Source organism: Nocardia sp. NPDC003482 (assembly GCF_053588115.1).
Window position 1 is genome coordinate 151,044 of sequence record NZ_JBSFPI010000014.1, and the last position, 26,626, is coordinate 177,669.

Below are 26,626 nucleotides of genomic sequence, written 5' to 3' on the forward strand. Positions count from 1 at the left end.
AAATGAAGCAGGACAGCGCCGCACACTAAACCCTTTCCCGCGCCGAACCTTTCACCGCGCATACCGTGGCGATTCGCATCGAGGTTCGGGACGGCCTCAGGATCCGCTGAGGACCTCGATCCGATCCCCGTCGACCACCACCGCATCGTCATCGGTCAGCGCCCAATGCGCCACACCCTCGCTGCGAAAGCGGCGGGCCAGCTCGGTGCACAGCCCGTCGGGATCGGTGCCCGGCGAGTCGACATGGGGAACGATGCGCCGATCGACCAAACCCAAACCGTCCCAGAGCACGTCGATACCGCACGCCGGACGGACCTCCGCCGGATCGTCGGCGATCTCGATACCGTGCAGATCCGGCCCGAGCAGACACGCCCCCGCGCTGTATCCCGCGTAGGCGAGCGCGTCCTCACCCAGCAGCGCTGGCAGCACGAGATCCGCTCCGCTACGGGCGAATTGAGCGCGCAGCACGAAGGTGTTCCCGCCGCGCACCCACAGCACGGGGAAGCGTCGCAGCGTCCGCTCCAATTCCCCTGTGCGACCGACATATTCCCGCAGATCGACCACCTCGGGCCGAAACCCCAACCGCCGCAAGGGCGCCGCGTCGCTCGTGATCGCACCCTTCCACGCCGCGGGCCACGCGTCACAGGCGTTGGGAACGAACGCGATCGGCCCCGGCTCACCGGCCAGCGCCGCGAACCGGTCGTAGTGCGCCCCGAATCGATAACTCGACAGGAACAGCCGCATCAGATCGTGAAACCCAGATTGTCCACGATCCGCTGCCCGAGCTCCCGATCGCCCGACAGCGCGATCTCCTCGGCGTGCTCGCGCGCGGACACCCGCCCGCCGCACAACCGCGCGAACAACCCCGAGCCCAGCTCGATCACCACATCGGCCGGACGGTCCAGCGCCGCAACGAGTTCCGCGCGCCCGTCCACCCGCACATGCAGCTCGCGCCGGACCGTGCCGGTCAGCGCGAAACTCACCCGCGCGCCGTCCGGCGCCTTACCCCGCTTGACCACCGTGCGGCCGAGGAACGGCTCGATCTCGTCCACCGCGAACTCGGCCCGCGCACCGCCCTCGTCCACGCGCACTCCCAGCGCGTCGGCGATGTCGAGTTCGTGCATCCAGCAGTCGAACAACCGCACCCGCATGAACCGGCCGTAGCTGACCAGCCCGACCGGCGACTGGATATCGGCCTGCCAGGCCGCGTCGTCGGTGTCGCGCAACGCTTTCCGGCGGCGGTCGGTGACCTCGGTGAAGCGTTCCAGCAGCCCCGCCCCGGACAACGGCCGCAGCGACTCCAGCCACGCCTCGTTCAGCGCCCCGGTGTCGTTGCGCACATGCGCGAAGGCGCGCAGGTCGGTGTCGGGCCGCGGTATCGACTCGCCCAGCAGCATCGATTCCGTGCCGACCACTTGCGCCAGCACGTCGAACACCGTCCAGCCGGGCAGCGGAGACGGTGTGCGCCAACGGTTCTCGTCGATGTCGTCGACCAGACGGGCCAGCGCGTCCCACTGGTCGGAGAGCGCGGCGACGATCTCGGCGCGATTCAGGCTGCCACTCATGCGCGGGTCTCCCTCTCCTCGGTCTCGAGCCGGTCCAGCCCGGCGCGGATGGCCGCGGCCGTGCTCTCGGTGTCGTGCGGTCGCCGCAACACGAAGCCCGTGGCGAAACCCCAACGGTCGCCGTGCTTTCGGGGCACCACGTGCAGGTGGACGTGGCCGACGGTCTGGAAGGCCGCACGGCCGTCGTTGAGCACGAGATTCGCGCCGTCGGCGTTCAGGTCGCTGCGCCGCACGGCCTTGGCGAGGCGGTGGCCCAGGGTGAAGACGCGGGCGCCCAGCGCGTGGTCCAGCTCGTCCAGATCGGTCGCGTGCTGCTTGGGTACGACGAGGGTGTGGCCGCGGGTGATGGGCCGGATGTCGAGGAACGCCAGCAGCGTGTCGTCCTCGTACACGCGGGTGGACGGTGCCGAGCCCGCGACGATGCGGCAGAAGATGCAGCCACTCACCCCGCCGACATTACGGCGTACGAGACGGAATCGGGAGTGCCCGACGATGTTCGGTTCGGGGCAAATGCGTGGAACCTCACCCTTCGTTGTGATGTTGATCTCGGTTAGGCTTCCCTGCGACCAGGTATCCTCGCACGAACCTACCAGCAAGTAAGTTACTCGCTCGCCGCTCGAGTTAGGAAGATGACCAGTGGAGACAACGCAAAGCGCAGACGCGGACGCGCCGCGCGGGACGCGTGTCGGAGTCGTACGTGAATCCAACGCCGACGAGCGTCGGGTGGCCTTGGTGCCCAAGATCGTTCCGTCCCTGGTGAAACAGGGCGTGGAGGTGATCGTGGAGGCCGGGGCCGGAGCCGGAGCTCTCATCCCGGACGAAGCATACGTCGCGGCCGGGGCCACCATCGGTGATCCGTGGTCGGCGGAGGTGGTCGTGAAGGTCGCCCCGCCCAGCGACACCGAGATCGCCAAGCTGTCCTCGGGACAGACGTTGATCGGATTCCTCGCACCCCGCAACGCCGACAACAAGATCGGCGCGCTGAAGGCCGCGGGCGTGCAGGCGTTCGCCGTGGAGTCGATCCCGCGGATCTCGCGCGCGCAGGTGATGGACGCGCTGTCCTCGCAGGCCAATGTCGCCGGGTACAAGGCGGTCCTGTTGGCCGCCTCGGAATCGACCCGGTTCTTCCCCATGCTCACCACCGCCGCGGGCACGGTGAAGCCCGCGACCGTGCTGGTGCTCGGCGTGGGTGTGGCCGGGTTGCAGGCGCTGGCCACCGCCAAACGGCTCGGGGCCCGCACCACCGGCTACGACGTGCGGCCCGAGGTGGCCGATCAGGTGCGTTCGGTGGGCGCGCAGTGGCTGGATCTGGGCATCGACGCCGCCGGTGAGGGCGGCTACGCCCGCGAGCTCACCGACGAGGAGAAGGCCCGGCAGCAGCAGGCCCTCGAGGACGCCATCAAGGGCTTCGACGTGGTGATCACGACCGCGCTGGTGCCGGGTCGTCCCGCGCCGCGGCTGGTGACCGCCGCCGCCGTGGAGGGTATGAAGCCCGGCAGCGTGATCGTGGACCTGGCGGGGGAGACCGGCGGCAACTGCGAGTTGACCGAACCCGGGAAAACCGTTGTGCGCCACGACGTCACGATCACCTCGCCGCTGAATCTGCCCGCGACCATGCCCGAGCACGCGTCGGAGTTGTATTCGAAGAACATCGCCGCCCTGCTGGAGTTGATGCTGACCGAGGGCCGTCTGGCGCCGGACTTCTCCGATCAGGTGCTGGCGGATTCGTGCGTGACCCGCGAGAAGGAAGCCCAGAGCTGATGTATACCGAACTGCTGGCCAATATCGCGATCCTGGTGTTGTCGGGATTCGTCGGATTCGCGGTCATCTCCAAGGTCCCCAACACCCTGCACACCCCACTCATGTCCGGCACCAACGCCATTCACGGCATCGTCGTGCTCGGCGCGCTGGTGGTGCTCGGCCGCATCGAGCATCCCTCGATCGCCACCCAGATCATCCTGTTCATCGCCGTCGTGTTCGGCACCCTGAACGTGATCGGCGGGTTCGTGGTGACCGATCGCATGCTGGGAATGTTCAAGGGCAAGAAGCCCGCGGCGAGCGAGAAGGCGGGCAAGTAGGCCATGGACAATCTCGTCAATATTCTCTATATCGTCGCGTTCGCGCTGTTCATCTACGGTCTGATGGGTCTGACCGGACCCAAGACCGCGGTGCGCGGCAACTGGATCGCCGCGATCGGCATGGGCATCGCGGTCGTCGCGACGTTCATCGCGATCCGCGACACCACCAACTGGATCATCATCGTCGCCGGTCTGGTCGTCGGTGTGGTGCTGGGCGTGCCGCCCGCGCGGTTCACCAAGATGACCGCCATGCCGCAGCTGGTGGCGGCGTTCAACGGCGTCGGCGGCGGCACGGTCGCGTTGATCGCCCTGTCGGAATTCCTGAACACGCAAGGGTTTTCGCGGATTCCGGAGCAGCCCAGCGTGCACATCGTGGTGGCGTCGCTGTTCGCGGCGATCATCGGTTCGGTGTCGTTCTGGGGTTCGCTGATCGCGTTCGGCAAGTTGCAGGAGATCCTGCCCGGTAAGCCCATCGGGATCGGGAAGTTGCAGCAGCCGTTGAACATTCTGCTGTTCGTGGCCGCCGTCGCCGCCGCCGTGGTGATCGGTGTCGGGGCGTCGAAGGACGGCGTGTCCACCTGGTGGATGGTGCTGGTGCTCGTGGCGGCGGCGGTGCTCGGGCTGATGGTCGTGCTGCCGATCGGCGGCGCGGACATGCCGGTGGTCATCTCGCTGCTCAACGCGCTGACCGGATTGTCCGCCGCCGCAGCGGGTTTGGCGTTGAACAACACCGCGATGATCGTGGCGGGCATGATCGTCGGCGCGTCGGGCACCATCCTCACCAACCTCATGGCCAAGGCCATGAACCGGTCCATTCCCGCGATCGTCGCGGGCGGATTCGGTGGCGGCGGCGCCGCGCCGAGCGGGGCGGGCGGGGAGCAGAAGCAGGCCAAGGCCACGTCCGCCGCCGACGCCGCGATCCAGATGGCCTACGCCAACCAGGTCATCGTGGTGCCCGGCTACGGCATGGCCGTCGCCCAGGCCCAGCACGCGGTCAAGGAGATGGCGTCGCTGCTGGAGGGCAAGGGTGTGGAGGTCAAATACGCCATCCATCCCGTGGCGGGCCGGATGCCCGGTCACATGAACGTGCTGCTGGCCGAGGCCGAGGTCTCCTATGACGCGCTCAAGGAGATGGACGACATCAACGGCGAATTCGCCCGTACCGACGTGGCTTTGGTGATCGGCGCCAACGACGTCACCAATCCGGCCGCCCGCGAGGACTCCTCGAGCCCTATCTACGGCATGCCGGTGCTCAACGTGGATCAGGCGAAGTCGGTGATCGTGCTCAAGCGGTCGATGAACTCCGGTTTCGCCGGTATCGACAATCCGCTGTTCTACGCCGACCACACCTCCATGCTGTTCGGCGACGCCAAGAAGTCGGTCAACGCGGTCACCGAAGAGCTCAAGGCGCTCTAGGCGATTCGCGCGATGGCCCCGGTCCGCTTCGAGGACCGGGGCCATTCCTCTAAGCTGCCCCTGTGACGCTTCGTGAACGGTTCGGCCTGCCCGCCGCCGGGGACGCCGTGGGCTACGGCGCTCCGCACGAGACGGCCGACGGGGCCACGGTCATCACGGTGACGGGGTCGGGCGGCCCGTTCCGGCCGGGCCCGCGGCCGCTCGGGATCTTCGTCGTGCACGGCGAAAAGGTCTCCTGGGCACCGGTTTACGACGGCGAGCGGATCGCCTTCGTGGGCGTGCTCACCGGACTGCTCGCCGCCGTCATCGGCACCCTCGCGGTGCTGCGCCGCCCGCCGTGGCCGGATCTTTCCGGGCGGTAACTACGGTGCGCCGCCCGCCGTGGCCGGACCTGAGGCGGTAACCCCCTAGCGGACCCGGGTGCGGCTCGCGGCGATCTCGAAATCGTCGAGCATCCGGTGGTTCAGGCTGGCGAGCAGCGACAGATCCTCGGATGTCCACTGGGCCAACGCGTCTCGGATCGATCGGCGGATGACCGCCGAGATCGCGTCCACCGCGTCGTGCCCGGCCGTGGTCAGCCGCACCTGCTGGGCGCGGCGATCGTCGGGGTCGAGCACCCGCGACACCATGCCCGCGCGTTCGAGCCGCTGCACCTGCCGGGTCACGTGCGGTGCCTCCACATCGAGTCGGCACGCCAATTCGCCCAGGCGCAAGGGCTTTCCGGCGTCGGCGAGCATTCGCAGCAGCGGCACGTTCGCGCGGTCGATGTTCACCCCGGCCGCCGCCACCGTCTGATCGTGCCGCCGCGCCCGGGTGAGCAGATGCGCCAGCCGCGTGATGGCGCGTTCCAGTTCCGCGACATGCCCTGCATCAGCGTGGATTTCGGGCGGGGAGATTGCTTCCGGGCGCGGCATGCGGTTATTGTACGGGTAACTTACTTACGTTTGTTAAGTAATAGATGAGGACGAAAAGATGACGTCGACCGTCGCCGGACGGTCCAGCGGCACCGCCGCCGGGACCGGCGCTCCGGCCCATCTCGGAATGACCCTGCTCGCGTTGTGCTCGGCCGGACTGGTGGTCTCCCTCCAGCAGACGGTCGTGATCCCGCTGCTGCCCCGCCTGCTCGTGCAGCTGCACACCGATGTCGCGGGCGTGACGTGGCTGTTCACCGCCGCGCTGCTCACCGGAGCCGTTGCGACGCCGCTGCTTTCGCGATTCGGCGACATGTACGGCAAGAAGCGCATGGTGCTGCTGTGCATGGGCCTGCTGATCGTGGGATCGGTGGTGTGCGCGCTGGCGACCTCGCTCGGTGTCTACATCGTCGGCCGGGCGTTGCAGGGCACCTCCTCGGCGATGATCCCGCTGGCGATCGGGATCATTCGCGACACCTTCCCGCGCGAGCGGCTCACCACGGCCATCGGCGTGGTCAGCGGGACCATGGGGGTGGGCGGCACGATCGGCATGCTCGTCACGGGCGTGATCGCGGACAAGACGACCGATCCGCATCCGGTGTTCTGGATGGTCACCGGCTGCGCGGTGCTCGCGACCGCGCTGATCCAGGTGAGCGCCAAGGACATCGGCGCGCGGCACGGCGGGCGACCGGACTTCCTCGGCGCGATCCTGTTGGCCGGGCTGCTGGTGTGCCTGCTGCTCGCGATCAGCGAGGGGCCGCGCTGGGGGTGGGGTGCGGCCAGCGTGATCGGGCTGTTCGCCGCCTCGGCGGTGTTGGCGGTGGTGTGGGTGCTGGTGGAGCTGAAGGTGGCGCAGCCGTTGGTGCGGTTGCCGCTGCTGGTCGGGCCCATGTCGTCGTCGGCGAATCTGGCCTCGGCGCTGCTGGGCTTCGCGATGTTCGGATCCTTCACGCTCATCTCGAATTTCGTGCAGGCGCCGCACGACAAGCTGGGCTACGGATTGTCGGGTTCGGTGCTGGCGGTGGGGCTGTACGGCATCCCGAGTTCGGTTCTGATGACGTTCTTCTCGTTCCGCACCGGCCGCATCGTGGCCCGCATCGGCGCGGCCAAGACGCTGGCCATCGGCGCGGTGTTCGGCGGGCTGGCGACCGGCTGGCTGGCGATCTTCCACAGCCACGGCTACGACATGATCGTCTCGAATGTGTTGCAGGGCATCGGCTTCGGCATCGGGTACGCGGCGCTGGGCACGCTGGCCGTGCAGCACGTTCCGATGAGCGAGAGCGGTATCGCCAGCGGGATCAACTCGCTGGTCCGCGTGGCGGGCGGCAGTATCGCCGGGGCCATCACCGCGTCGGTGCTGAGCGCGATCACCATCGGGGACACCGGGATTCCGTCGCTGCGCGCCTATGTCGTCAGCTTCGCCATCCTGAGCGTGGGTTCGTTCGCCGCGGCGGCGGTGGCGCTCGGGAACGGGTTGCGGCACAAGCACGTTCGGGAGTAAAGCCGGGTCCCCTGCCCGGGGGCAGGGGACCGCCGGCGGCTCAGAGGATCTTGACCGATCCGCCATCGATGACGTGGTCCGCGCCGATTATGTTGGTGGCGCGGGCCGAGACGAGGAAGGACACCAGGGCGGCGACCTCCTCGGGTTCGGTGATGCGGCCGGAGGTGATGCCGAACTGCTGGGGGATCGCCTGGAGCAGCTGGTCCAGCGAAACACCGTTCGCCTCGGCCACTTTCGAGCCGAATCCGGCCGGATCGCGCCAGAGCGGGGTGCCGACCACACCGGGGGAGACCGTGTTGACGCGCACGCCGCGCGGGCCGAACTCCTCGGCCAGCCGCTTGCCGAACGCGGTCAGCGCGGCCTTGGCCTCGCTGTAGCCGACCGGGCCGCCGCTGGGCCAGCGGGCGTTGATCGAGGAGATGTTCACGATGGCGCCGCGCCGCTCGATCAGCGAGGGCAGGGCCGCGCGGGCGGTGCGGATCGCGCTGAACAGGTTGAGGTCGAACATCTTCTGGATCTGGTCGTCGTCGATGTCGAGCAGGGTGCCCAGCCGCAGTTTGTCCGCGTCGCCGCCGCCGACATTGTTGACGAGGATGTCGAGGCCGCCGAGTTCGGTCAGGGCGGCGTCGACGACCGAGCGCGCGCCCTCGGCGGTGCCCAGGTCGACGGAAATCGCCGCGACCGAAGCCTTTTCGAGTTCGGGGGTGATGGTGCGGGCCGCGCCGACCACCCGCACGCCCTCGGCGGTGAGCGCCTCGGCCACGGCCAGGCCGATGCCCTTGCTGGCGCCGGTGACGAGCGCGGTCTTGCCGGTCAGTTCGAGATCCATGGGGATTTCCTTTCTTGAACTAAGGGTCAAAAATTGGGGTATGACGAAGGCCGCGGGATGCGGACCGGGTGGTCAGAGGACGGTCAGGGCGGTGTCGATGACCCTGTGCAGGGTCGGCGCGTCGTAGCTGCGGGCCATGACGCGCAGGCCGCTGATGGTGGTGAGCAGGAATTCCGCGGTGGCTCGCGGGTCGAGGTCGGCGCGCACATCGCCGTCGCGCACGCCCTGTTCGAGGCGGGTGCGCAGGGCGCCGAGGGTGTGCTCGGCCATGCGACGCACGACGCGTCTGATCTCGGGATCGTGCCCGGCCAGTTCGGTGGCGGTGTTGACCGCCAGGCAGCCGCGCCGATCGGGATGGGACAGGTCGGTGTCGACGAGGAAGCGCAGGAACGCGCCGATCCGCTCGCGGGTGCCGCCCGGTTCGGACAGAATCGCTTGCGCCAGTTCGGTTCCCGCGACGTCGTAGCGATCGAGGGCTCGATCGAACAGTTCGCGTTTGCTGCCGAAGGCGTTGTAGAGACTGCCCTTTCCGACGCCGGTGGCCTCGGCGAGCTGGGCCGGTGAGGTGTTGGCGTAGCCGTGGGTCCAGAACACCTCCATGGCCCGCTCCACCACCGCGTCGGCCTCGAAGTTGCGTGGTCTGCCCATGTCTCGAACCTACAGCCTTTTAGACCTCTGGGTCAAGAACTTGGTCGGACGACCCGCGCGCCCCACGCGCACAGCAGGACGGCCGCCAGCGGGACCAGCAGCGCGGCGGTGAGCGAGGTCGGTTTCGACAGCCAGCCGATGATCGACGGTCCGGCCAGCAGTCCCAGGTAGCCGAGGCTGAACACGCGGGACATATCGGTGGCGGCGGTCTCGGTGCCGAGATTGCCCGCGGCGGTGAAGATCTGGGGGATGCCGCCGGACAGGCCCAGTCCCATCAAGCCCCAGCCGACGAGGGTCAGCGGAATCCACGACGAGGCGACGATCGCGATCAGCCCGGCCGCCGCGAGCAGCGCGCCCCAGCGCACCACCGCGACCGGACCGAAGCGTCCGCTCACCCGATCGGAGCCGAATCGGCCGAGGGTCATGGTCGTGGAGAAGGCGGCGAAGGCGAGCGCGGCGGTCGCCTCGTTGGCCCCTAGGTGTTCGCGCAGTTGCAGCGCGCTCCAGTCGTTGGCGACGCCCTCGGTCATGAGCAACGCGAAGGCGATGGCCGCCAGGGCGAACACCTTGCGCCGCACGGTTTTCCGCGCCGAATCACCCGTGCCTCGCGGCGCGACGGGAGCTGCGGGCCCGGGTGGGCGCGCGACCGCGGCCGCGGAGACGTCCGGGCCGTCGGCGGGCGTGGGCGGGAACGAGGTCGCGGGATCCTCGGTGGTTCCGGTGCGCGCCAGCATCTTCGGCACGCACACGGCCACGGCCGCCAGTCCGAGGACCGCCGCGATGGTGAGGGTCAGCCGGATGTCCCAGCCCGCGCGCAGCGCCGCCGCGCCCGCCAGCGAACCGACGAGGCCGCCGCAGGAGAACAGCGCGTGGAAGGCGCCCATGATCGGCCGGGGGTAGGCGCGTTCGACGTGCACGGCCTGCGCGTTCATCGACACGTCGAGCGCGCCGTTGCCGAACCCGAACAGCATCAGCGCGATCGCCAGCGAGACCGGTCCCGTCGCGAGACCGGGTCCGACGACCGCCACCGAGAGCATCCCGGCCGCCGCGGCGACCAGGACCCGGCTACCGAACCGGTCGGCCAGCGGCCCCGCGACCCGCATACCGACGATGGCCACCCCGGCCATCAACAGGATCAACATGCCCAGCGTGGCATTGGAGACCCCGGTCCGCTCGGTGACGGCCGGAATGTGCACGACCCACATGGCCCCGAGAAACCCGTTGAGCCCGAACACCCCGAACACCGCGGCGCGCGCGATCCGGACCGGAGGGGCAAGCGTCGTAGCGTCCACCGATTCGACGGTACCGTTCGGAACCGTTTCGGGGTCGGTGGATTCGTGGTCCTGTCGGAACAGGGTTGAGAACCTCGTACGGGTCTGTCAGGGTCAGGGGGTGGATCCGCTGGAGAGCCTGCTCGAGGGGCCGCGGGCGCGGGGGGCGTTCGTGGTGCGGTCGTTGCTGGATCCGCCGTGGTCGCTGTTGGTGCGGGACGAGGCGCCGTTGACGGTGGCGGCGATGGTGCGCGGGGACGGGTGGATCATCCCGCATCCGGCGACGGGGAGCGCCGCGCCGCGGCCCTTGCACGCGGGCGATGTGGCGGTGTTCCGGGGGCCGGACCATTACACGGTCGCCGACGATCCCGCGACCGCCCCGCAGGTGTACATCGAACCGGGCAATGTCACCACCACGCCCGAGGGCGAAGTGCTCTGCGAGACATGGAGTTTGGGCGTGCGCGGCTGGGGCACCGATCCGAACGCCGCGACCATGTTGGTCACCGGCACCTACGAACAGGAGAGCGCGGCGAGCCGTCGCCTGCTGCGGGCGCTGCCGCCGGTCGTGGTGCTGCGGCGCGCGGAGTTGGACTCCCCGATTCTCGATCTGCTCGTCGAGGAGAGCGCCCGCGACCGTCCCGCCCAGGGCGCGATGCTGGACCGGCTGCTCGATCTGCTGCTGATCGCGGTGCTGCGCGCCTGGTTCGCCCGCGCCGACGCGCCCGCCTGGTACCACGCCTACGCGGATCCGTTGGTGGGCAAGGCACTACGGCTCTTGCAACACAATCCCGCCCATCCCTGGACGGTCGCCGCGCTCGCCGCCGAGGTGGGCGCGTCCCGGGCGGCGCTGGCCCGGCGCTTCACCGATCTGGTCGGCGAGCCGCCCATGGCGTTCCTCACCGAGTGGCGGCTGGCGCTGGCGGCCGATCTGCTGCACGAATCCGACGCCACGGTCGAATCCATCGCGCGCCGAGTCGGATACAGCAGCGCGTTCGCCCTGAGCACCGCCTTCAAGCGGCACTACGGGGTGAGCCCGCGCGATCACCGCTCGGGGTCCGCGTCGATCGAGCGCGAACCCTCCGGCGTCGCCCGCGCGTCCGGCGGCCGGTGACCACTCGGGCGGTTCCGTTACGACATGATCACGGCCCTGGCTAAGGTCGAGCGGGTGACGACCACGCAGCAGGACTACCCGGTGCTCTGGCCCATGCCGACCAGGTGGGCGGACAACGATCACTACGGCCACGTCAACAACGTGACCTACTACTCGTACTTCGACACCGCCGTCAACGCGTGGCTGATCCACGCCACCGGCACCGACATTCGCGATCTACCGGCGATCGGCGTCGTCGCCCAGACCTCCTGCCGGTTCCTGGGTTCGCTCAGCTTCCCCGACGAACTGCGGGTGGGGCTGCGGGTGGCCCGGCTCGGCAACTCCAGCATCACCTACGACCTGGCCATCTTCCGCGCGGACGGGGACGCGCTCGAACTGGCCGCGACGGGCACGTTCGTGCACGTCTACGTCGACGACGTCACCCGGCAACCGGTCGAGATCCCCGCGGTGATCCGCGCGGTCGCCGAGGAACTGGTCATACCCGACCCAACAGCGTGAGCGGATCCTCCAGCAGCGAGGACACCGTCGCCAGGAATCGGGCCGCCAGCTCGCCGTCGATCATCCGATGGTCGAAGCTCAACCCCAGTTCGGTGACCCAGCGCACGGCCAGCTCGTCGCGATAGACCCACGGCCGCTTGCGGATCGAGCCCAGGCACAGGATCGCGGCCTCGCCCGGATTCACCAGCGGCACACCGGTGTCCACGCCGAACACGCCCACATTGCTGATGGTGAACGTGCCGCCGCGCAGATCGGCCGGGGTGGCCGTGCCCGCGCGGCACACATCGGCCAGCCAGCCGATCTCCCGGCACAGATCGCGCAGGCTCAGCGCGTGCGCCTCCTTGATGTTGGGGACCAGCAGCCCCCGCTCGGTGGCGACGGCGATGCCCAGGTTCACATAGTGCTTGGTGACGATCTCGTGCTTGTCCTCGTCCCAGAACGTGTTGATGCCCGGGAACTCGGCCATCGCCGCGAGGGTCGCCTTGGCCACCAGAGCCAGCGGAGTCAGCGAGAGTCCGGCGAAGGATTCGGTGGCCCGCAGATGATCGAGCAGTTCCATCGACGCGGTGAAGTCGGCGGCCACGAAGGCGCTGGCCTGCGGGATGCCGCGGGCGCTAGCGACCATGGCCGCGGCGGTACGCTTGCGCACCCCGCCGACCGGGGTACGGGATTCGCGCGCCGTGGGTGCGGGTCGTACGACGCCGCTGTCCGGGCGCATGAGCGGCACCCGGTGCGGGACCGGGCGCGGCGCGTCCTCCGACTCGTCCTCGCGGCGAATCCGGTTGGGCGGCTGGGAAACCGGGACGGCGTGGCGCACATCCTCCACGGTGACCGCGCCGCCCGGACCCGAACCGGCGACGAAGGCGATATCGATGCCGAGTTCGCGGGCCAGCTTGCGCGCCGCGGGGGTGGCCGGTGGGCGGCCGGGAATCTCGGGATAGCCCTGGGGATCCGGGCGGGTGGGAGGCGAAACTTGTTGGGGTGCTTCGTCTTTCCCGTTTCGAGTCGAGGCGGAATCGGCGTGTGCCACCGCGGGACTCCTGCGGCCGCGGCGGGATGTGGCTTCCGCTTCGGGACCGTAGCCGACCAGTACCGACTGTCGACCCTCGGGGGCGGCGTCGACCCGGACACGGATCAGGGGCGCGCCGACGGGCACGGTGTCGCCCGGGGTGGCGAGCAGCTCCGCGACCGTCCCGGCGAACGGGCTGGGCAGGGCCACCTGGGCCTTGGCCGTCTCGACCTCGGCGATGGTCTGGTTCAACTCCACGGTGTCGCCCACGGCGACCGACCACGCGACCAGTTCGGCCTCGGTCAGGCCCTCGCCCAGGTCGGGCAGGCGAAATTCGAGAACGTTCCGGTCCGGTTCAACCGAGTCTTCCAACGGGCACCTCTGTCTGAACGAGCGGATCAGGCGGCGAGCGTGCGGTCGACCGCGTCGAGGATGCGGTCGGGGTCGGGCAGGTGGTGCCGTTCGAGCTTAGCCGGGGGATAGGGGATGTCGAAGCCGCCGACCCGCAAGACCGGGGCCTCGAGGTGGTAGAAACACCGTTCGGCCGTGCGTGCGGCGATCTCCGCGCCGAGCCCGGCGAAGACCGGGGCCTCGTGTGTCACGATCAATCGGCCCGTGCGGCGCACCGATTCCTCGATGGTGTCGAAGTCGATCGGCGACAGGCTGCGCAGGTCGATCACCTCGAGGTCGCGGCCCTCGCCCGCGGCGATCTCGGCGGCGGTGAGCGCGGTGCGGACCGTGCCGCCGTAGGCCACGATCGTCGCGTCGGCGCCCGGGCGCAGCACGCGGGCGCGGTGCAGCGGGAAGGGGTCGTCGTCGAGGGCGGCGAAATCGACCTCGGCCTTGTCCCAGTAGCGGCGTTTCGGTTCGAAGAAGATCACCGGATCGTCCGCCGAAATCGCCTGGCGGAGCATGAGATACGCGTCGGCGGGGTTGCTCGGCGCGACCACGCGCAGACCCGCGGTGTGCGCGAAGTACGCCTCGGGGGATTCGGAGTGGTGCTCCACCGAGCCGATGCCGCCACCGAACGGAATGCGAATCGTCAAGGGTGCGTTGACTTTTCCTTGCGTGCGGTAGTGGATCTTGGCGACCTGCGAGACGATCTGATCGAAGGCCGGGTAGACGAAGCCGTCGAACTGGATCTCGCAGACCGGACGCAGGCCGCGCAGCGCCATGCCGAAAGCCGTTCCGACGATGCCGGATTCGGCCAGTGGGGTGTCGATGACGCGGTTGTTGCCGAAGTCCTTCTGGAGGCTGTCGGTGACGCGGAAGACGCCGCCGAGGCGGCCGATGTCCTCGCCCATCAACACGACGCTCGGGTCGTCCTCGAGGGCTCGGCGCAGGCCGGTGTTGAGCGCGTTGGCGAAGGTGGTGATCACGAGCGGACTCCCTCCAGGTGGGCCGCGCGCTGCTCGTCGATCAGGGGATGCGGCGCGGCGTAGACGTGGTCGAACAGCTCGCTCGGATCGGGGTCGGGGAGTTCGAGAGTGGCGGTGCGGACACGGGCGCCGACCTCGTCGGACCGGTCCTTGACGTGGTGCTCGAAGGCGTTGTCCCACAAGCCTTCTCGCTCCAGCAGGCGGCGCATTCGATCGATGGGGTCGCGGCGCTGCCACACCTCGGTCTCGGCCGCGGTGCGGTAGCGGGTCGGGTCGTCGGCGGTGGTGTGCGGGCCCATGCGGTAGGTGATGGCCTCGATGAAGGACGGGCCGCCGCCGGACCGGGCGCGGGCGATCGCCTGCCGGGTCACCGCGAGGACGCCGAGCACGTCGTTGCCGTCGACCTGCACACCCGGGATGCCGTAGCCGTAGGCGCGCCGCACGATCGGGGTGGGGCTCTGGACGCGGACCGGTTCGCTGATCGCCCACTGGTTGTTCTGGCAGAAGAAGACCACCGGGGCGCTCCACGAGGCGGCGAAACCCAGGGCCTCGGCGATATCGCCCTGACTGGTCGCGCCGTCGCCGAAGTAGGCGACCACCGCGATCTCCGCGCCCTCGAGATGCGCGGCGTAGGCGTAGCCGGTGGCGTGCAAACCCTGGGCGCCGACCACGATCGCCGGATTGGTCATATTGATCTCGGCCGGATCCCAGCAGTGGTGCGCGACCCCCCGCCACAGCCGGGTGATCTTCGCCGGATCGACGCCGCGGCAGTAGGCCACGGCCGCCTCGCGATAGCTACAGAACACGTAGTCGTCGCGGTGCAGGGCGTGGGCCGAACCGACCTGAGCCGCCTCCTGCCCGAACAGCGGCGCCCACAGCCCGAGCTGCCCCTGCCGTTGCAGTGCGGTCGCCTCGGTGTCGATCCGGCGGGCGACCACCATGTCCTCGTAGAGTTCGCGCAGCTCTGTGGGTCCCACATCCGCGACCGACGCCGCGTGCTCCCGATCGAACACCCGTCGTCCGTCCGGTTGAACCAACTGCACCGGGTAGGTGGCTCTGTCGGCCATGCCCATCGCCTCCTGTTCATCGCGCTGCCGGGGTCTCCGGGTATCGCGACATATCGATGTGCTGTAACTCACAGCATCCACGCCTGGGCGATTTGCGCAAGTCACCACACGGCAACTGTGCAGAATGCTCGTCGTCCGGCCGCTGATTGCTGTCATACTGCATCGCATGTCCAGTGCAGAACCTGTCAACGCGGTGGTCGACGCGACGGATGCCCGGTTGTTGCTCGAACTGGTGGCCAACCCCCGGGCGACGGGGGTGGAGCTGGCCACGCGATTGGGGTTGTCGCGCAATACGGTTCAGGCGCGGCTGGCGCGCTGGGAGGCGGGCGGGGTGCTGGGCAGCTTCGAACGTCGGGTGGACCCGCGAGCGTTGGGCTATCCGTTGTCGGCGTTCGTGGCGGTGGTGGTGGATCAGCACAAGCTGGATTCGGTGGTGGACGAGTTGGCGGAGGTTCCGGAGGTGACGGAGGTGTGTGGGATGACGGGGCCTACGGATCTCACTGTTCGGGTGGTGGCGCGGGATGCGGATGATCTGTATCGGATCGCTGGGCAGATTTTGAAGATTCCGGGGGTGGAACGGACGAATATGGCGTTGGTCATGCGCCAGCTTGTGGGGCCGCGGACTTCGCCCTTGCTCCAACGCCTCTCGAACGCCCGCGCCCCTCGCTGACCCGCCCGCCACCCCAGGTTCGGCAACCCCAGGTTCGGCAACACAGCCGCACCCTTTACTTGGATTCGCACCCCCTGCATGGCCTTACAAGGGGTGCGCATCCGAATAAAGGGTGCGGCTGGGGTGGCGGTCAGTGGTCGGCGGTGCGGGTGTTTTCGTCTTGGATCGCGCGTTCGTAGCTTGGAGGCTGGCTCGCTCCACGGCTTCTATCGCTTCTCGGTTGTTCCGGTAACCGGACTCGAGGTGCAGCTTCCAGTCCGGCCTGTCGAGATTGGTGTCGTGGGCGTCTAGGTAGCGGGCCTTGTTCATTCGTGGCCGCGGTGGGTTTGGTTCGAATCCCACGGTGAGGGGGCGTGGACACTAAACTTTGTGCTTATGTGAAATGGTGCGTTCGGAGGGCGGACGCGGTGGCGGCTCGGGGCGAACGCCGAGTTTGGTGCGGCATTGACGACGTGACGGTGGATTATGTGGGGCCACAGCACATAACAGTCATGCCAACCATTCCATCGAGACTCGGCCATGGGTGTAGGCCAGTGAACGCTTGGCCGGATCGTTCCGTTAGGTGCAGTGCACGGCGCCCTTATCGGCATTATGAGACACTGCACGGCATGCCGGAGATCCGAGTCGCAGTACTTGCCTCGCACAAGGGGTCGAATCTGCGCGCGTTGCATCGAGCCTCGCTCGCAGACGATTCTCGATTCTGCATTGCGCTGGTCATCAGCAACAACAGCGGTTCGGGGGCGCTCGCCTTCGCGCGCGAACACGGTATCCCAGCCCTCCATATGTCGGGGCGAACGTACGCGAATCCGGATGACCTCGACGAAGCGATGCGAGTTGCCCTGCGCGAACATCGGATCGACTGGGTCGTGACGGCTGGCTACATGAAGAAGGTCGGCGACAGGACCCGCAGAGAATACGCGTCGCGTATTCTCAACATTCACCCCGCATTGTTGCCCCGCCACGGCGGACCGGGAATGTTCGGTCAGGCCGTACACGCGGCCGTGCTGGCCTCAGGGGACCAATTCAGCGGGCCATCGGTCCATCTCGTCACCCAGGAATACGACGCGGGTGAAGTGATTGCGCAGTCCTACGTTCCTGTCCTGGCCGAAGATACGGTGGAAACGCTGGCGCAGCGTGTCTTGGCGGCCGAACACGCCCTGTTGCCGGCTGTCATCCGGAAGATAGCTCACAAGGAGATCCTTTAGCCAATCATCCGGTTGCGGTCCGTGCCGTCGCGCGGCCTACCGGGTAAAGCGATTGTGTACGGGCAGACGCTCGGAGCGTCGATCATCGAGTATTGCAACCTTTCAACCAAAAGCGCCCTCGCTGTATGCGACTCCGTCGCTGTCGGTCAAAGCACTTTCTAATACGATAGGGTATTCCTGGCTTCCCCGAAATTCATGTGCCGCAAGAGCTGAACCGTCGCAATAGTATTAGTTTCTATTATCACAGCCGCACCCTTTATTCGGATCCGCACCCTTTGTGGGGCGCTAGAGGGGGTGCGGATTCGAATAAGGGGTGCGGCGGGGGCTGCCGGGGCGGGGGGGTTAGGGGTGGAGGGCGGCTGCGGCGGCGGCTCGGGAGCGGACGCCTAGTTTGGTGCGGGCGTTGGCTATGTGGCGGTGGATGGTGTGGGGGCTGAGGGTCAGGTGGGCCGCTATTTGGTGGTCGGTGAGGCCCTGGGAGACGAGGTGGAGGATTTCGCGTTCGCGGGGGGTGAGGGCTTGGGGGCCCGGTGGGGTGGGGCGGGGTGGGAGGGGGTGGCCGAGGGCTCGGAGGGTTTCGTCGGCTACGGCGGTGGCGTTGCCGCGCCAGGGGAAGTGGTCCTCGCCGGGGAGTTCGACGAAGGTGGCGCGGGGGAGGCGGCGGGCCACGTCGAGGCCGAGGGGGAAGGGGACGGCTCGGTCGTCTCTCCGATGCAGGACGGTGGTCGGGATTCGCACTGCCGCAAGGTGATTCGTGGCGTCGAGGGCGTAGGTGGCGGCCAGGGAGCGGGCGGCCTGGTCGGCGGTGGCGGACAGGCGTTGGAATTGGGCGAAGCGTTTGCGTTCGGCGTTGTCGGCGCCGGGGACGAAGACGTCGGCGAGGAGGCGGGAGCCGAGGCCCCAGTGGGTGGCGATGGTGTCGACCATGGCGCGGCGGGCGGCCTCGGGGGCGAGGTCCGCGCCGCGGGCGAAGGCGCCGTAGAGCACGAGGCGGTGGACGCGGCGGGGGAGGCGGGCCGCGAGTCCGGCGGCGACGGCCCCGCCGGAGGACGCGCCGAGAATCGCCACGCGCTCCAGGCCGAGGGCGTCGAGAAGGTCTGTGGTGACGGCGATCTCGGCCTCGAGTTCGAGGGGAGCGCCGCCGCCACCGGACAGGCCACGGCCGGGCTGGTCGTAGCGGATGACGGTGAAGCGGTCGGCGAGCCGGGACAGATACCCGCGGAACAGCGGGTCCTCCCAGTTGAGGGCCAGGTGGCTGCACCACCATCCGCCGATCAGCAGGGCGGGGCCGCTGCCGACCGCCGAATAGGCGACGTCGCCGCCGACCGTTCGCACATGACGGACGACCTGATCCTCGACGCGCAACATGAGCCACCTCTCACCGGTCGTGCGGATTCTCACGACAGGAGAACATCGTCCCGGACACCGCGGGCGCATCACCCGTTCCCGCCATCGATGATGGCCCGAAACGGCCATGACACCGGTCGCCCTGGCCCGCCACACTCGATCACCATGACCACCACAACGTTCGGTCAGCGCGTCTTCGCCAGCTGGTACCCGAATTTCATGTCCCGCGTCGATCGGGCCGGGCAGGCCGATATGCGCCGCGAGCAACTCGCGCACGCGCGGGGCCGCACCCTCGAAATCGGTGCGGGGAACGGGCTTTCCGTACCGCACTATCCCGGCGATCTCGACGCGCTGGTCCTGCTCGAACCGAACGCGGCGCTGCGGGCGCGGCTCGCGGAGCGGACCGATACCCCGGCCGCCGTCACGATCGTCGATGGTGACGCGCACAATCTGGAGTTCCCCGAGGGCAGTTTCGACACGGTCACCGCGTCGCTGGTGTTCTGTTCGGTCCGCGACCCCGCCCGCGCCCTGCGTGAGGTGCACCGGGTCCTGCGGCCGGGCGGCCGGTTCCTCTTCCACGAGCACGTCCGAGGCACCGGCGTCCGAGCGTTCTTCCAGGACCTGCTGACGCCGATGCAACGGCGCCTCGCGGACGGCTGCCACGCCAACCGCGACTTCGAATCCTACCTGGCCGCAACAGATTTCGAGATCGAAAGCATCGACCACCGCCAAATGCCGACAATGATGTCCACCATCGTCCCCCTGGTCGTCGGCACAGCCCGAAAGCGCTGACCCACCCCCCGTCCGGCAACCCAGCCGCACCCCTTGTTCGGATCCGCACCCGTTGTGTAGCCCTGGAAGGGGTGCGGATTCGAATAAAGGGTGCGGCTGGGTTGCCGGGCGTTGGGGAAATCAGGCCAGTTTTGGGGGAGTGGATGGTGACTGGGGGTGGGGGATTGGTGAGGATGGCTCGGTGAGTAGTGGTGTGGAGAGTGCGGCCGTGGGGGAGCGGGCTGTGGGGGTGGGGCAGCCGATCGGGGCGGGGGTGGTCGCGGCGCTGGTGGGGTTGACCAGTTCGTTCGCGGTGGTTTTGGCGGGGTTGACGAAGGTGGGGGCGTCGCCGGGGCAGGCGGCTTCGGGGTTGGCGGCGGTGTGTGTGACGCAGGCCGTGGGGATGATGATTCTGAGTTGGCGGTATCGGATGCCGATCTCGTTGGCCTGGTCCACTCCGGGGGCGGCGCTGTTGGCGAGTACGGGGGCGGTGGCGGGTGGGTGGCCCGCGGCGGTGGGGGCGTTCGTGGTGACGGGGGTGTTGATCGTGGTGACGGGGTTCTGGGAGCGGTTGGGGAGGTTGATCGCGGCGATTCCGGCGGAGATCGCGCAGGCCATGTTGGCGGGGGTGTTGATGCCGTTGTGTCTGGCGCCGGTGCACGCGGTGGTGGTCAGTCCGGCCGTGGTGATTCCGGTGGTGGTGACGTGGCTGGTGTTGCAGCGGTTCGCGGCCCGGTGGGCGGTGCTGGCGGCGTTCCTGGTCGCGGCGGTGGGGGCGGGGATCGATATCGCGGTGACGCATCGGTCGGTGGCGTGGTCGGAGATGGCTCCTCGGGTGGAACTCGTTGCGCCGCATTTCAATTGGCAGGCCGTGATCGGGGTGGCGGTGCCGCTGTACATCGTGACCATGGCGGCGCAGAACATTCCGGGGACCGCGATCATGAGTTCGTTCGGGTATCGGGTGCCGTGGCGGGCGGCCATGGCGACGACCGGGGTCGGCACGATGATCGGGGCGCCCGCGGGCGGGCACGCGATCAATCTGGCGGCGTTGAGCGCCGCGTTGACGGCGGGGCCCGGGGCGCATCCGGATCCGCGGCGGCGGTGGATCGCGGTCATGGCGGCCGGGAGCACGTATCTGGTGGTGGCGTTGGCGTCCGGGGCCTTCGTGACGCTGGTGGCGGCGGCGCCGAAGGGGGTGCTGGAAACCGTTGCGGGACTTGCCCTGATCGCCACGCTGGGTGCCGCGCTGACGGCGACGCTGAGCGCGGCGGAGCATCGGATCGCGGGGGTGGCCACGTTTCTGGTGGCGGCGTCCGGGGTCGCGATCTTCGGGATCGGGGCCGCGTTCTGGGCGCTGGTCGTGGGGTTGGCGGTGCGCTGGGCGCTGGGTTCGGGCGTAGGGTGAGGGTGTTTCGCGACAGGGTACAGATCTGGAGAACAGGAGCTGGCTTGACCGCGGTATTGATCTCGGCCGATGACCTTCGGAAAGCGCTGTCCGACAACGGTTCCCGGCCGCATCTGCTGGATGTGCGCTGGGCGCTGGGGGATCCGGACGGGCCGCAGCATTATCTGGACGGGCACATTCCCGGGGCCGTCTTCGTCGATTTCGAGACCGAGCTGTCGGCACCGCCCTCGCCCGGCCGCGGCCGGCATCCGCTGCCCGATCCGGCTCATCTCCAGAAGTGCGCGCGCAGTTGGGGTTTGCGGGCCGGGGAGCCGGTGGTGGTCTACGACGCGACGGGCGGGATGGCGGCGGCTCGGGCCTGGTGGTTGTTGCGTTGGGGCGGTGTGGGAGACGTACGGATTCTGGACGGGGGCCTGCCCGCGTGGGAGCGCGCCGGTGGCGAACTCGCGCGCGGGGACGCACCCGCGCCGGAGCCCGGGAACATCGTGCTGACCTCGGGGCATATGCCGACGATCGACGCCGACGGGGCGGCGAGTTGGTCCGGGCTGTTGCTCGACGCCCGGGCCGGGGACCGCTATCGGGGTGAGTCCGAGCCGATCGATCCCCGAGCGGGCCACATCCCGGGGGCCTTGAGCGCCCCGACGGCCGAAAATCTCACGCCGGAGGGGACTTTCAAGCCTGCCGATGAGCTCCGGGACCGCTTCGTCACCCTCGGTACGGGTCCGGTGGCGGTCTACTGCGGGTCCGGGATCACCGCCTCCCACCAGATCGCCGCCCTCGCCGTCGCGGGGATCGACGCCGCGCTCTATCCGGGGTCTTGGTCGCAGTGGTCCAGCGATCCCGACCGGCCTGTGGCCACCGTGTGAGATCCCCGCCCGGCCCGCAGGCCGGACCGGGCGGGGAACAAGGGGGCCCTGGGCCGGACTGGGGAACATGGGTGGCCCTGGGCCCGACCGGGGAACATGGGTGGCCCTGGGTCGGATCGGGGAACATGGGTGCCCTGGGCCGGACCAGGCGGGGGGACAAGGGGACGCCCTAGGCCGTACCGGGCGCGGAAACAAGCGGTGCCGGGGTCGGAAATCCTTGTGGTGGAACGGTTCACGGGCACCTGGAGGCGACCTTGGTGAGCGCTCGATGGTCGGCCTTGGTGATCGGTAGGTCGTAGTGGATCGCGACGGTCAGGTACTTGCCCGCGTAGAAGCAGTGGTAGGCGGCGGATGGGGGGAGCCAGTCGGAAGGCGTGCGGGCGCCCTTGGATTCGTTGGTTTCGCCGTCTACGGCCAGGAGGTTGAAGACTATGTCGTTGGCGAAGCGGAGGCGGTGGGGGAGGGGCCAGGTGGGGGCGCCCATGGCCCAGGCGGCGGCTAGGGGGTAGACGTGGTCTATTTGGACCGTGCGGGGGTTGGTTCGGGTGAAGGGGATTCGGCGGCCGGTGTAGGGGTCGTTCAGGGTGCCGGATTGGACGACGCAGTCGTGGGTGTTGGGGCGGTAGTGGACCTCGTGTAATTGGTTGGCCAGCACCGTGTTTCGGGCGTCGCAGCCGTCGTGGCCGCCGGGGCCGTCGTGGTCGTCGGACCAGGCGGGGCCGAAGACGCAGGCTTGGGCGGCCTGGCAGCCGCGTTCGTAGCCGCGCAGCGGTGGGCGGGTGTCGAGGAGGCGGACGACGCCGAGGAGGCGTTCGAGTTCGGCTCGGGGTGGGCTGCCGGGGGCCGGTGGGTCGGTGCCCAGGATCGAGCAGGCGGCGGTCAGTGCCGTCGCCAGAACCGTCGCGAGTCCGAAGCCGTACTTCCCCCAGCGCACCCGTCAGGTTGTACACGGGGGCACCGACAGGTTCACATCCAGGCGCGGGCCAGGAGTTGATCGGAGGCCAGGTCCACGGCGGTGGGCGGGAACCGGGTGGCCGCGAGGGTTTCGACGCGTTCGCCGTCGTGCCCGATGACCCACGAGCCGCCGCGGTCCTCGCATTCGGCGATCTTGGCGAAGGTCGTGAGCAGGAAGGTGATGGCGTCGCGGGGGTCGCGGGTGCAGGCCAGGCGCTGGGATTCACCCGGTCGCGACAGATCCAGCCAGACGCCGCACTGGCCGTCGAGTCGCATGCCGACGATCTTGGCCGCGTCGACGAAGGTGAATTTGCGCCGCTCCCACGGGGTGGTCGGCGTGAAACTCTGTTCGAGAACCTGGAGCAGGATGGTCATCGTGCCGCCCTCTCGGTCGCACAGGTGTTTCATCGGCTGTGACCAGCGGATATCTCAGTATGTGCCGTGCCATCGCAGAAGGAAAGGCCACGGTCGCGGCGCATCGTGTCGGTGCCGGCTGCTTGGATGGACCCATGCTGCACGGGTTGTGGACACCGGGCTCGGGGCTGCTGCTGTGGCGGCGGCCCGATGCCGGTGACGACAGCGCCGTCCCGCCCGTCCCGCTGGGGTCGATCGTGCAGACGGCCCGCTTCCGGCATCGCGCGACCGTACTCGTCGCGGGTCCCGACGGGCCGGTGGAGACCGAGGTGCTCGCACACGCCCTCGCCCCGGACGCCGCCGCTCGCGTTCTGCTGCAATCCCTTCCGGCCGCCACCGTCGCCGCCGATCTGCGCTTCCTCGCCCACGTCGCGCTCGGCGTCGAGCGGTGGGTGCGCGCGGGCCGGATCGTGCCCGAACTGCGGCGCGAGGACGGGGACTGGTGGGTGCGCTGGCGGCTGGTCGGCGGCCGTCGGCAACGCGCGTGGCTCGCCGAACTCGCGGTGGCCATGCCGCCCGCGCTGCGCCTGCCCGGCCGCCCCGCCACCGTCCTAGAGGATCTGGTCGAGGAACTGACCGACCCGATCGCGCGGCTGCACGCGCCGCGCCTCGACTCCGCGCACCCGTTGCTGTCGGCGCTGCTCGCGGACGTGCCGCTGCCCGCCGGATCGCATCGCGTGGCGACGGCTCTCGAGCACTGGCGGACCAGCCTCACCGCGGGCGAACCCGAACTGGTCCTGCGCCTGCTCGAACCCGACGACGACGCCGCGGACGACAGTCTCGACGCGCTGTGGCGGCTGGAGGTCTGTCTGCGCGCGGAAGGCGAAGCGCCGCAAGCGGTTCCGCTGCACGGCGATCCGAGCCTGGTCCGCCTGGCCGGGGAGAAGGTGACCGCCGCCGTGCGGGCGTACCCGCTGCTGCGCGAGCTGCCCCGCGATCCGCGCGGCATGGACTTCCTGCTGCCCACCGAGGTCGTGCGGGATCTCGTCGCGCACGGGGCGACCGTGCTGCGCGAGGCCGGTGTGCAGCTGCTGCTGCCGCGCGCCTGGCGGATCGTCGCGCCGAGTATGCGCGTCCACGTGCAGAGCCCCGCCGCGACCGAGACCGCGGTGGGTCTCAGCGGGTTGGTGTCCTACCGCTGGGAGCTGGCGCTCGGCGATATGGTCCTCACCCCGGCCGAGATGAGTCGTCTGGTCCAGGCGAAATCCGATCTGGTCCGCCTGCGCGGGCAGTGGGTGCAGGCCGATCACCGCACGCTCGCCGCCGCGGCGGCCTATCTCGAGGGCCGCACCGACGAGACGGTGGGCACCCTGACCCAGTTCCTCGGCGAGGTCGGCGCGGCGGGAATCCCGCAGGTGCCCGTCGAGCGGGCGGGCGCGACGGGATGGGCCGCGGAGCTGTTCGACTCGACCAAGTCCGTGCGCGACGTCGATCCCCCGGCCGGTCTGAAGGCCCAGCTGCGCCCGTACCAGTTGCGCGGCCTGTCCTGGTTGGCGACCATGAACCGGCTCAACTGCGGCGCGATCCTCGCCGACGATATGGGTCTGGGCAAGACCGTGCAGGTGCTGGCGCTGCTGGCGCACGAAAGGGAAACCGCCGCAACGGTTCCCGGCCCGACGCTGCTGGTGTGCCCGATGTCGGTGGTCGGCAACTGGCAGCGCGAGGCCGAACGCTTCGTGCCCGGCCTGCGCGTGCTCGTCCATCACGGCGCGGGGCGTCGGCGCGGCGCGGAACTCGATGCGGCCGTGGCGTATTCGAATCTGATGATCACCACCTACGCCCTGCTCGCCCGCGACACCGAGGAGCTGGAACGCCAGCCCTGGGAGCGGATCGTGCTCGACGAGGCCCAGCACATCAAGAACGCCGCCACCCGGCAGGCGCGCGCCGCCCGCCGCGTCCCGGCCCGACATCGCTTGGCGCTCACCGGAACTCCGGTGGAGAACCGGCTCGAGGAGCTGCGGTCGATCCTCGACTTCGCCGCGCCGAAACTGCTCGGCAAGGCGTCGGAGTTCCACTCCCGCTTCGCGGTGCCGATCGAACGGGAACGCGACGAGAACGCGGTCACCCGGCTGCGCGCGATCACCGCGCCGTTCGTGCTGCGGCGGGTCAAGACCGATCCGGCGGTGATCTCGGATCTGCCCGACAAGATCGAGATGACCGTGCGCGCCAATCTCACCGTCGAGCAGGCGGCGCTGTATCAGGCCGTCGTCGACGATATGGTCGCCAAGCTGCGCGGATCGGAGGGCATGGCCCGCAAGGGCGCGGTGCTCGGCGCGCTGACCCGGCTCAAACAGGTCTGCAACCATCCCGCCCACTATCTCGGCGACGGGTCGGGCGTGCTGCGGCGCGGGCAGCATCGCTCCGGGAAGCTGGCGCTGATCGAGGACGTGCTCGAGTCCGTGGTCGCCGACGGCGAGAAGGCCCTGCTGTTCACCCAGTTCCGGGAGTTCGGCGAGCTGATCGCGCCCTACCTCGCGGAGCGGTTCGGCACGACGGTCCCGTTCCTGCACGGCGGTGTGGCGAAGAAGGCCCGCGACGCCATGGTCGACCGGTTCCAGCACGACGACGGTCCGCCGCTGATGTTGTTGTCGCTCAAGGCCGGTGGCACCGGGCTGAACCTCACCGCCGCCAATCACGTTGTGCACCTGGACCGTTGGTGGAATCCGGCGGTGGAGAACCAGGCCACCGATCGCGCGTTCCGCATCGGCCAGCGCCGCGATGTGCAGGTGCGCAAGCTGGTCTGCGTCGACACCATCGAGGAGCGCATCGACGACATGATCGGCGGCAAACAGGAATTGGCGAACCTGACCGTCGGCACCGGCGAGAACTGGATCACCGAGCTGAGTTCCGACGAGCTGCGCGAGCTGTTCGCGCTCGGCCCCGAGGCGGTGGGCGAATGACCTCCTTCGAGGACTACAGCAAATACGGCAAACGCCTGCCGGTGCGCGGCGGGGTGGAACCGCGCAGCCGCCGCGGCTCGTTCGCGCGCACCTGGTGGGGGCGCTCGTTCATCGAGGCGATCGAGGACGTCGCCGATGCGGGGCGGCTCGCGCGCGGCCGTTCCTACGCGCGTTCGGGGCAGGTGGTGACCTATCACCTCGAGCCGGGCGCGGTGTCCGCGGAGGTGCAGGGCAGCCAGCCGCGTCCGTTCGCGGCCGCGCTGACCATGCGCAAGCTCCGCGACGAGCGGCTCGACGAACTGATCGAGCTGGTGCGCGGCACGCCCGGCATGCTCGCCCAACTGGCCTCCGGCGCGCTGCCGAAGGAACTGGGCCCGCTGCTGCTGCCCACCACCGCCGCCGAACTCGACTTCGCCTGCACCTGCCCGGATTCGGGCTGGCCGTGCAAGCACGTCGCCGCGCTCTGCTACATCATCGCCGAGCGACTCGACGAGCAGCCCTCGGTCATGCTCGTGCTGCGCGGACTCGATCTGGACACCCTCATCGGCGGGGTGCAGTCCGACGACGGTCCGACCGTCTCCGACGATCTCTACGGCGAGAACACCGACCTGCCCGCCCTGCCCGTGCCCGAATTCCGCCCGGCGTACGAGGATCTCGATCCCGTCCCGCTGCGGCAGGCGCTGCGCATGACCGCCGAGGACGAGCGCACCGCGGAGGCGGGCCTGCGCGATCTGCGGGAGCTCTATCGCGGGTTGCCGTGACGCCGTGTCGCGTTGGGTTGCGCCTGCGCCTGGCCTCGGCCGCGATCAGC

General features: G+C 69.2%; 27 protein-coding genes. 14 read left to right on the forward strand and 13 right to left on the reverse strand.

The annotated features are described in order from the left end of the window. Positions 1-96: 96 nt before the first annotated feature. From ACWDSJ_RS22880 to ACWDSJ_RS22890, 3 genes are read right to left on the reverse strand one after another with little or no spacing between them, the layout of a single operon-like run. Complete coding sequence (locus ACWDSJ_RS22880) at positions 97-744, reverse strand: Type 1 glutamine amidotransferase-like domain-containing protein (protein ID WP_450034119.1); 648 nt, start codon at positions 742-744, stop codon at positions 97-99. Continuing rightward, positions 744-1,565, reverse strand: coding sequence for a maleylpyruvate isomerase family mycothiol-dependent enzyme (locus ACWDSJ_RS22885; RefSeq protein ID WP_450034121.1), 822 nt, complete (start codon positions 1,563-1,565; stop codon positions 744-746). The genes ACWDSJ_RS22880 and ACWDSJ_RS22885 overlap by 1 nt, the downstream gene beginning before the upstream one ends. Next, positions 1,562-2,011, reverse strand: coding sequence for an HIT family protein (locus ACWDSJ_RS22890; RefSeq protein ID WP_450034122.1), 450 nt, complete (start codon positions 2,009-2,011; stop codon positions 1,562-1,564). The genes ACWDSJ_RS22885 and ACWDSJ_RS22890 overlap by 4 nt, the downstream gene beginning before the upstream one ends. A gap of 190 nt (positions 2,012-2,201) precedes the next feature. Between ACWDSJ_RS22890 and ACWDSJ_RS22895 the strand changes: the two genes are divergently transcribed. The 4 genes from ACWDSJ_RS22895 to ACWDSJ_RS22910 all read left to right on the forward strand — a co-directional run bounded on the left by ACWDSJ_RS22895 (position 2,202) and on the right by ACWDSJ_RS22910 (position 5,421). Further along, a complete protein-coding gene (locus ACWDSJ_RS22895; RefSeq protein WP_450034124.1) occupies positions 2,202-3,326 on the forward strand; it encodes a Re/Si-specific NAD(P)(+) transhydrogenase subunit alpha in 1,125 nt (374 codons plus the stop codon). Beyond that, complete coding sequence (locus ACWDSJ_RS22900) at positions 3,326-3,643, forward strand: NAD(P) transhydrogenase subunit alpha (protein ID WP_387362377.1); 318 nt, start codon at positions 3,326-3,328, stop codon at positions 3,641-3,643. Before ACWDSJ_RS22895 ends, ACWDSJ_RS22900 begins: the two co-directional genes overlap by 1 nt. Positions 3,644-3,646: 3 nt before the next feature. Beyond that, positions 3,647-5,059, forward strand: coding sequence for an NAD(P)(+) transhydrogenase (Re/Si-specific) subunit beta (locus ACWDSJ_RS22905; protein ID WP_450034126.1), 1,413 nt, complete (start codon positions 3,647-3,649; stop codon positions 5,057-5,059). A gap of 62 nt (positions 5,060-5,121) precedes the next feature. After that, entirely contained in the window at positions 5,122-5,421 is a 300-nt protein-coding gene (locus tag ACWDSJ_RS22910) for a hypothetical protein (protein ID WP_450034128.1), read from the forward strand. 45 nt (positions 5,422-5,466) lie between these two features. Here ACWDSJ_RS22910 and ACWDSJ_RS22915 read toward each other — a convergent pair whose 3' ends face one another. Further along, on the reverse strand, positions 5,467-5,973 hold the full coding sequence (locus ACWDSJ_RS22915) for a MarR family winged helix-turn-helix transcriptional regulator (protein WP_450034129.1): 507 nt from the start codon (positions 5,971-5,973) through the stop codon (positions 5,467-5,469). A 58-nt stretch (positions 5,974-6,031) separates the two neighbouring features. On the opposite strand from ACWDSJ_RS22915, the gene ACWDSJ_RS22920 reads away from it, so the two are divergent. Further along, on the forward strand, positions 6,032-7,471 hold the full coding sequence (locus ACWDSJ_RS22920) for an MFS transporter (protein ID WP_450034131.1): 1,440 nt from the start codon (positions 6,032-6,034) through the stop codon (positions 7,469-7,471). Positions 7,472-7,511: 40 nt separating this feature from the next. Here the strand turns inward: ACWDSJ_RS22920 and ACWDSJ_RS22925 are convergent, their stop codons facing one another. From ACWDSJ_RS22925 to ACWDSJ_RS22935, 3 genes are all read right to left on the reverse strand, one after another. Continuing rightward, positions 7,512-8,300: an SDR family oxidoreductase gene (locus tag ACWDSJ_RS22925; RefSeq protein ID WP_387362367.1), complete on the reverse strand. Its 789-nt coding sequence runs from the start codon at positions 8,298-8,300 to the stop codon at positions 7,512-7,514. A 72-nt stretch (positions 8,301-8,372) separates the two neighbouring features. After that, the gene (locus ACWDSJ_RS22930) at positions 8,373-8,948 is read right to left on the reverse strand and encodes a TetR/AcrR family transcriptional regulator (RefSeq protein ID WP_450034133.1); all 576 of its coding nucleotides are present in this window, start codon (positions 8,946-8,948) and stop codon (positions 8,373-8,375) included. A 32-nt stretch (positions 8,949-8,980) separates the two neighbouring features. Further along, positions 8,981-10,240, reverse strand: a complete 1,260-nt coding sequence (locus ACWDSJ_RS22935) for an MFS transporter (protein ID WP_450034134.1) — start codon at positions 10,238-10,240, stop codon at positions 8,981-8,983. A 100-nt stretch (positions 10,241-10,340) separates the two neighbouring features. On the opposite strand from ACWDSJ_RS22935, the gene ACWDSJ_RS22940 reads away from it, so the two are divergent. Then, the gene (locus ACWDSJ_RS22940; protein WP_387362361.1) at positions 10,341-11,330 is read left to right on the forward strand and encodes an AraC family transcriptional regulator; all 990 of its coding nucleotides are present in this window, start codon (positions 10,341-10,343) and stop codon (positions 11,328-11,330) included. A 24-nt stretch (positions 11,331-11,354) separates the two neighbouring features. Beyond that, a complete protein-coding gene (locus tag ACWDSJ_RS22945; RefSeq protein WP_450034135.1) occupies positions 11,355-11,828 on the forward strand; it encodes an acyl-CoA thioesterase in 474 nt (157 codons plus the stop codon). Here the strand turns inward: ACWDSJ_RS22945 and ACWDSJ_RS22950 are convergent. From ACWDSJ_RS22950 to pdhA, 3 genes are read right to left on the reverse strand one after another with little or no spacing between them, the layout of a single operon-like run. Then, positions 11,806-13,209: a dihydrolipoamide acetyltransferase family protein gene (locus ACWDSJ_RS22950; RefSeq protein WP_450034137.1), complete on the reverse strand. Its 1,404-nt coding sequence runs from the start codon at positions 13,207-13,209 to the stop codon at positions 11,806-11,808. The two genes, ACWDSJ_RS22945 and ACWDSJ_RS22950, sit on opposite strands and share 23 nt — an antisense overlap. A gap of 26 nt (positions 13,210-13,235) precedes the next feature. Beyond that, a complete protein-coding gene (locus ACWDSJ_RS22955) occupies positions 13,236-14,216 on the reverse strand; it encodes an alpha-ketoacid dehydrogenase subunit beta (RefSeq protein WP_450034138.1) in 981 nt (326 codons plus the stop codon). After that, entirely contained in the window at positions 14,213-15,283 is a 1,071-nt protein-coding gene (gene pdhA, locus ACWDSJ_RS22960; protein WP_450034139.1) for a pyruvate dehydrogenase (acetyl-transferring) E1 component subunit alpha, read from the reverse strand. The genes ACWDSJ_RS22955 and pdhA overlap by 4 nt, the downstream gene beginning before the upstream one ends. 166 nt (positions 15,284-15,449) lie before the next feature. Between pdhA and ACWDSJ_RS22965 the strand changes: the two genes are divergently transcribed. Together ACWDSJ_RS22965 and purN are read left to right on the forward strand one after the other, a co-directional pair. Then, positions 15,450-15,953: an Lrp/AsnC family transcriptional regulator gene (locus tag ACWDSJ_RS22965; RefSeq protein ID WP_450034141.1), complete on the forward strand. Its 504-nt coding sequence runs from the start codon at positions 15,450-15,452 to the stop codon at positions 15,951-15,953. Between the two features lie 608 nt (positions 15,954-16,561). After that, a complete protein-coding gene (gene purN, locus ACWDSJ_RS22970; protein WP_450034142.1) occupies positions 16,562-17,158 on the forward strand; it encodes a phosphoribosylglycinamide formyltransferase in 597 nt (198 codons plus the stop codon). 342 nt (positions 17,159-17,500) lie between these two features. On the opposite strand, the gene ACWDSJ_RS22975 is transcribed toward purN, so the two are convergent. Further along, positions 17,501-18,559: an alpha/beta fold hydrolase gene (locus ACWDSJ_RS22975; RefSeq protein ID WP_450034143.1), complete on the reverse strand. Its 1,059-nt coding sequence runs from the start codon at positions 18,557-18,559 to the stop codon at positions 17,501-17,503. A gap of 111 nt (positions 18,560-18,670) precedes the next feature. Between ACWDSJ_RS22975 and ACWDSJ_RS22980 the strand changes: the two genes are divergently transcribed. From ACWDSJ_RS22980 to ACWDSJ_RS22990, 3 genes are all read left to right on the forward strand, one after another. After that, positions 18,671-19,297, forward strand: a complete 627-nt coding sequence (locus ACWDSJ_RS22980) for a class I SAM-dependent methyltransferase (RefSeq protein ID WP_450034145.1) — start codon at positions 18,671-18,673, stop codon at positions 19,295-19,297. Between the two features lie 181 nt (positions 19,298-19,478). Next, positions 19,479-20,681 (forward strand): benzoate/H(+) symporter BenE family transporter, encoded by a 1,203-nt coding sequence (locus ACWDSJ_RS22985; protein ID WP_450034147.1) that lies wholly within the window; start codon positions 19,479-19,481, stop codon positions 20,679-20,681. Positions 20,682-20,740: 59 nt separating this feature from the next. Next, entirely contained in the window at positions 20,741-21,547 is an 807-nt protein-coding gene (locus tag ACWDSJ_RS22990; RefSeq protein WP_450034199.1) for a sulfurtransferase, read from the forward strand. Positions 21,548-21,779: 232 nt separating this feature from the next. Here the strand turns inward: ACWDSJ_RS22990 and ACWDSJ_RS22995 are convergent, their stop codons facing one another. Together ACWDSJ_RS22995 and ACWDSJ_RS23000 are read right to left on the reverse strand one after the other, a co-directional pair. Next, the gene (locus ACWDSJ_RS22995; protein WP_450034149.1) at positions 21,780-22,481 is read right to left on the reverse strand and encodes an HNH endonuclease family protein; all 702 of its coding nucleotides are present in this window, start codon (positions 22,479-22,481) and stop codon (positions 21,780-21,782) included. 32 nt (positions 22,482-22,513) lie between these two features. Next, positions 22,514-22,876 carry a hypothetical protein gene (locus ACWDSJ_RS23000; RefSeq protein WP_387362339.1) on the reverse strand — a complete coding sequence of 121 codons (363 nt, stop codon included), beginning with the start codon at positions 22,874-22,876 and terminating at the stop codon, positions 22,514-22,516. Positions 22,877-23,010: 134 nt separating this feature from the next. On the opposite strand from ACWDSJ_RS23000, the gene ACWDSJ_RS23005 reads away from it, so the two are divergent. Next, complete coding sequence (locus ACWDSJ_RS23005; protein ID WP_450034150.1) at positions 23,011-25,815, forward strand: DEAD/DEAH box helicase; 2,805 nt, start codon at positions 23,011-23,013, stop codon at positions 25,813-25,815. Further along, on the forward strand, positions 25,812-26,576 hold the full coding sequence (locus ACWDSJ_RS23010; protein ID WP_450034152.1) for an SWIM zinc finger family protein: 765 nt from the start codon (positions 25,812-25,814) through the stop codon (positions 26,574-26,576). The genes ACWDSJ_RS23005 and ACWDSJ_RS23010 overlap by 4 nt, the downstream gene beginning before the upstream one ends. The last annotated feature ends 50 nt before the right edge of the window (positions 26,577-26,626 follow it).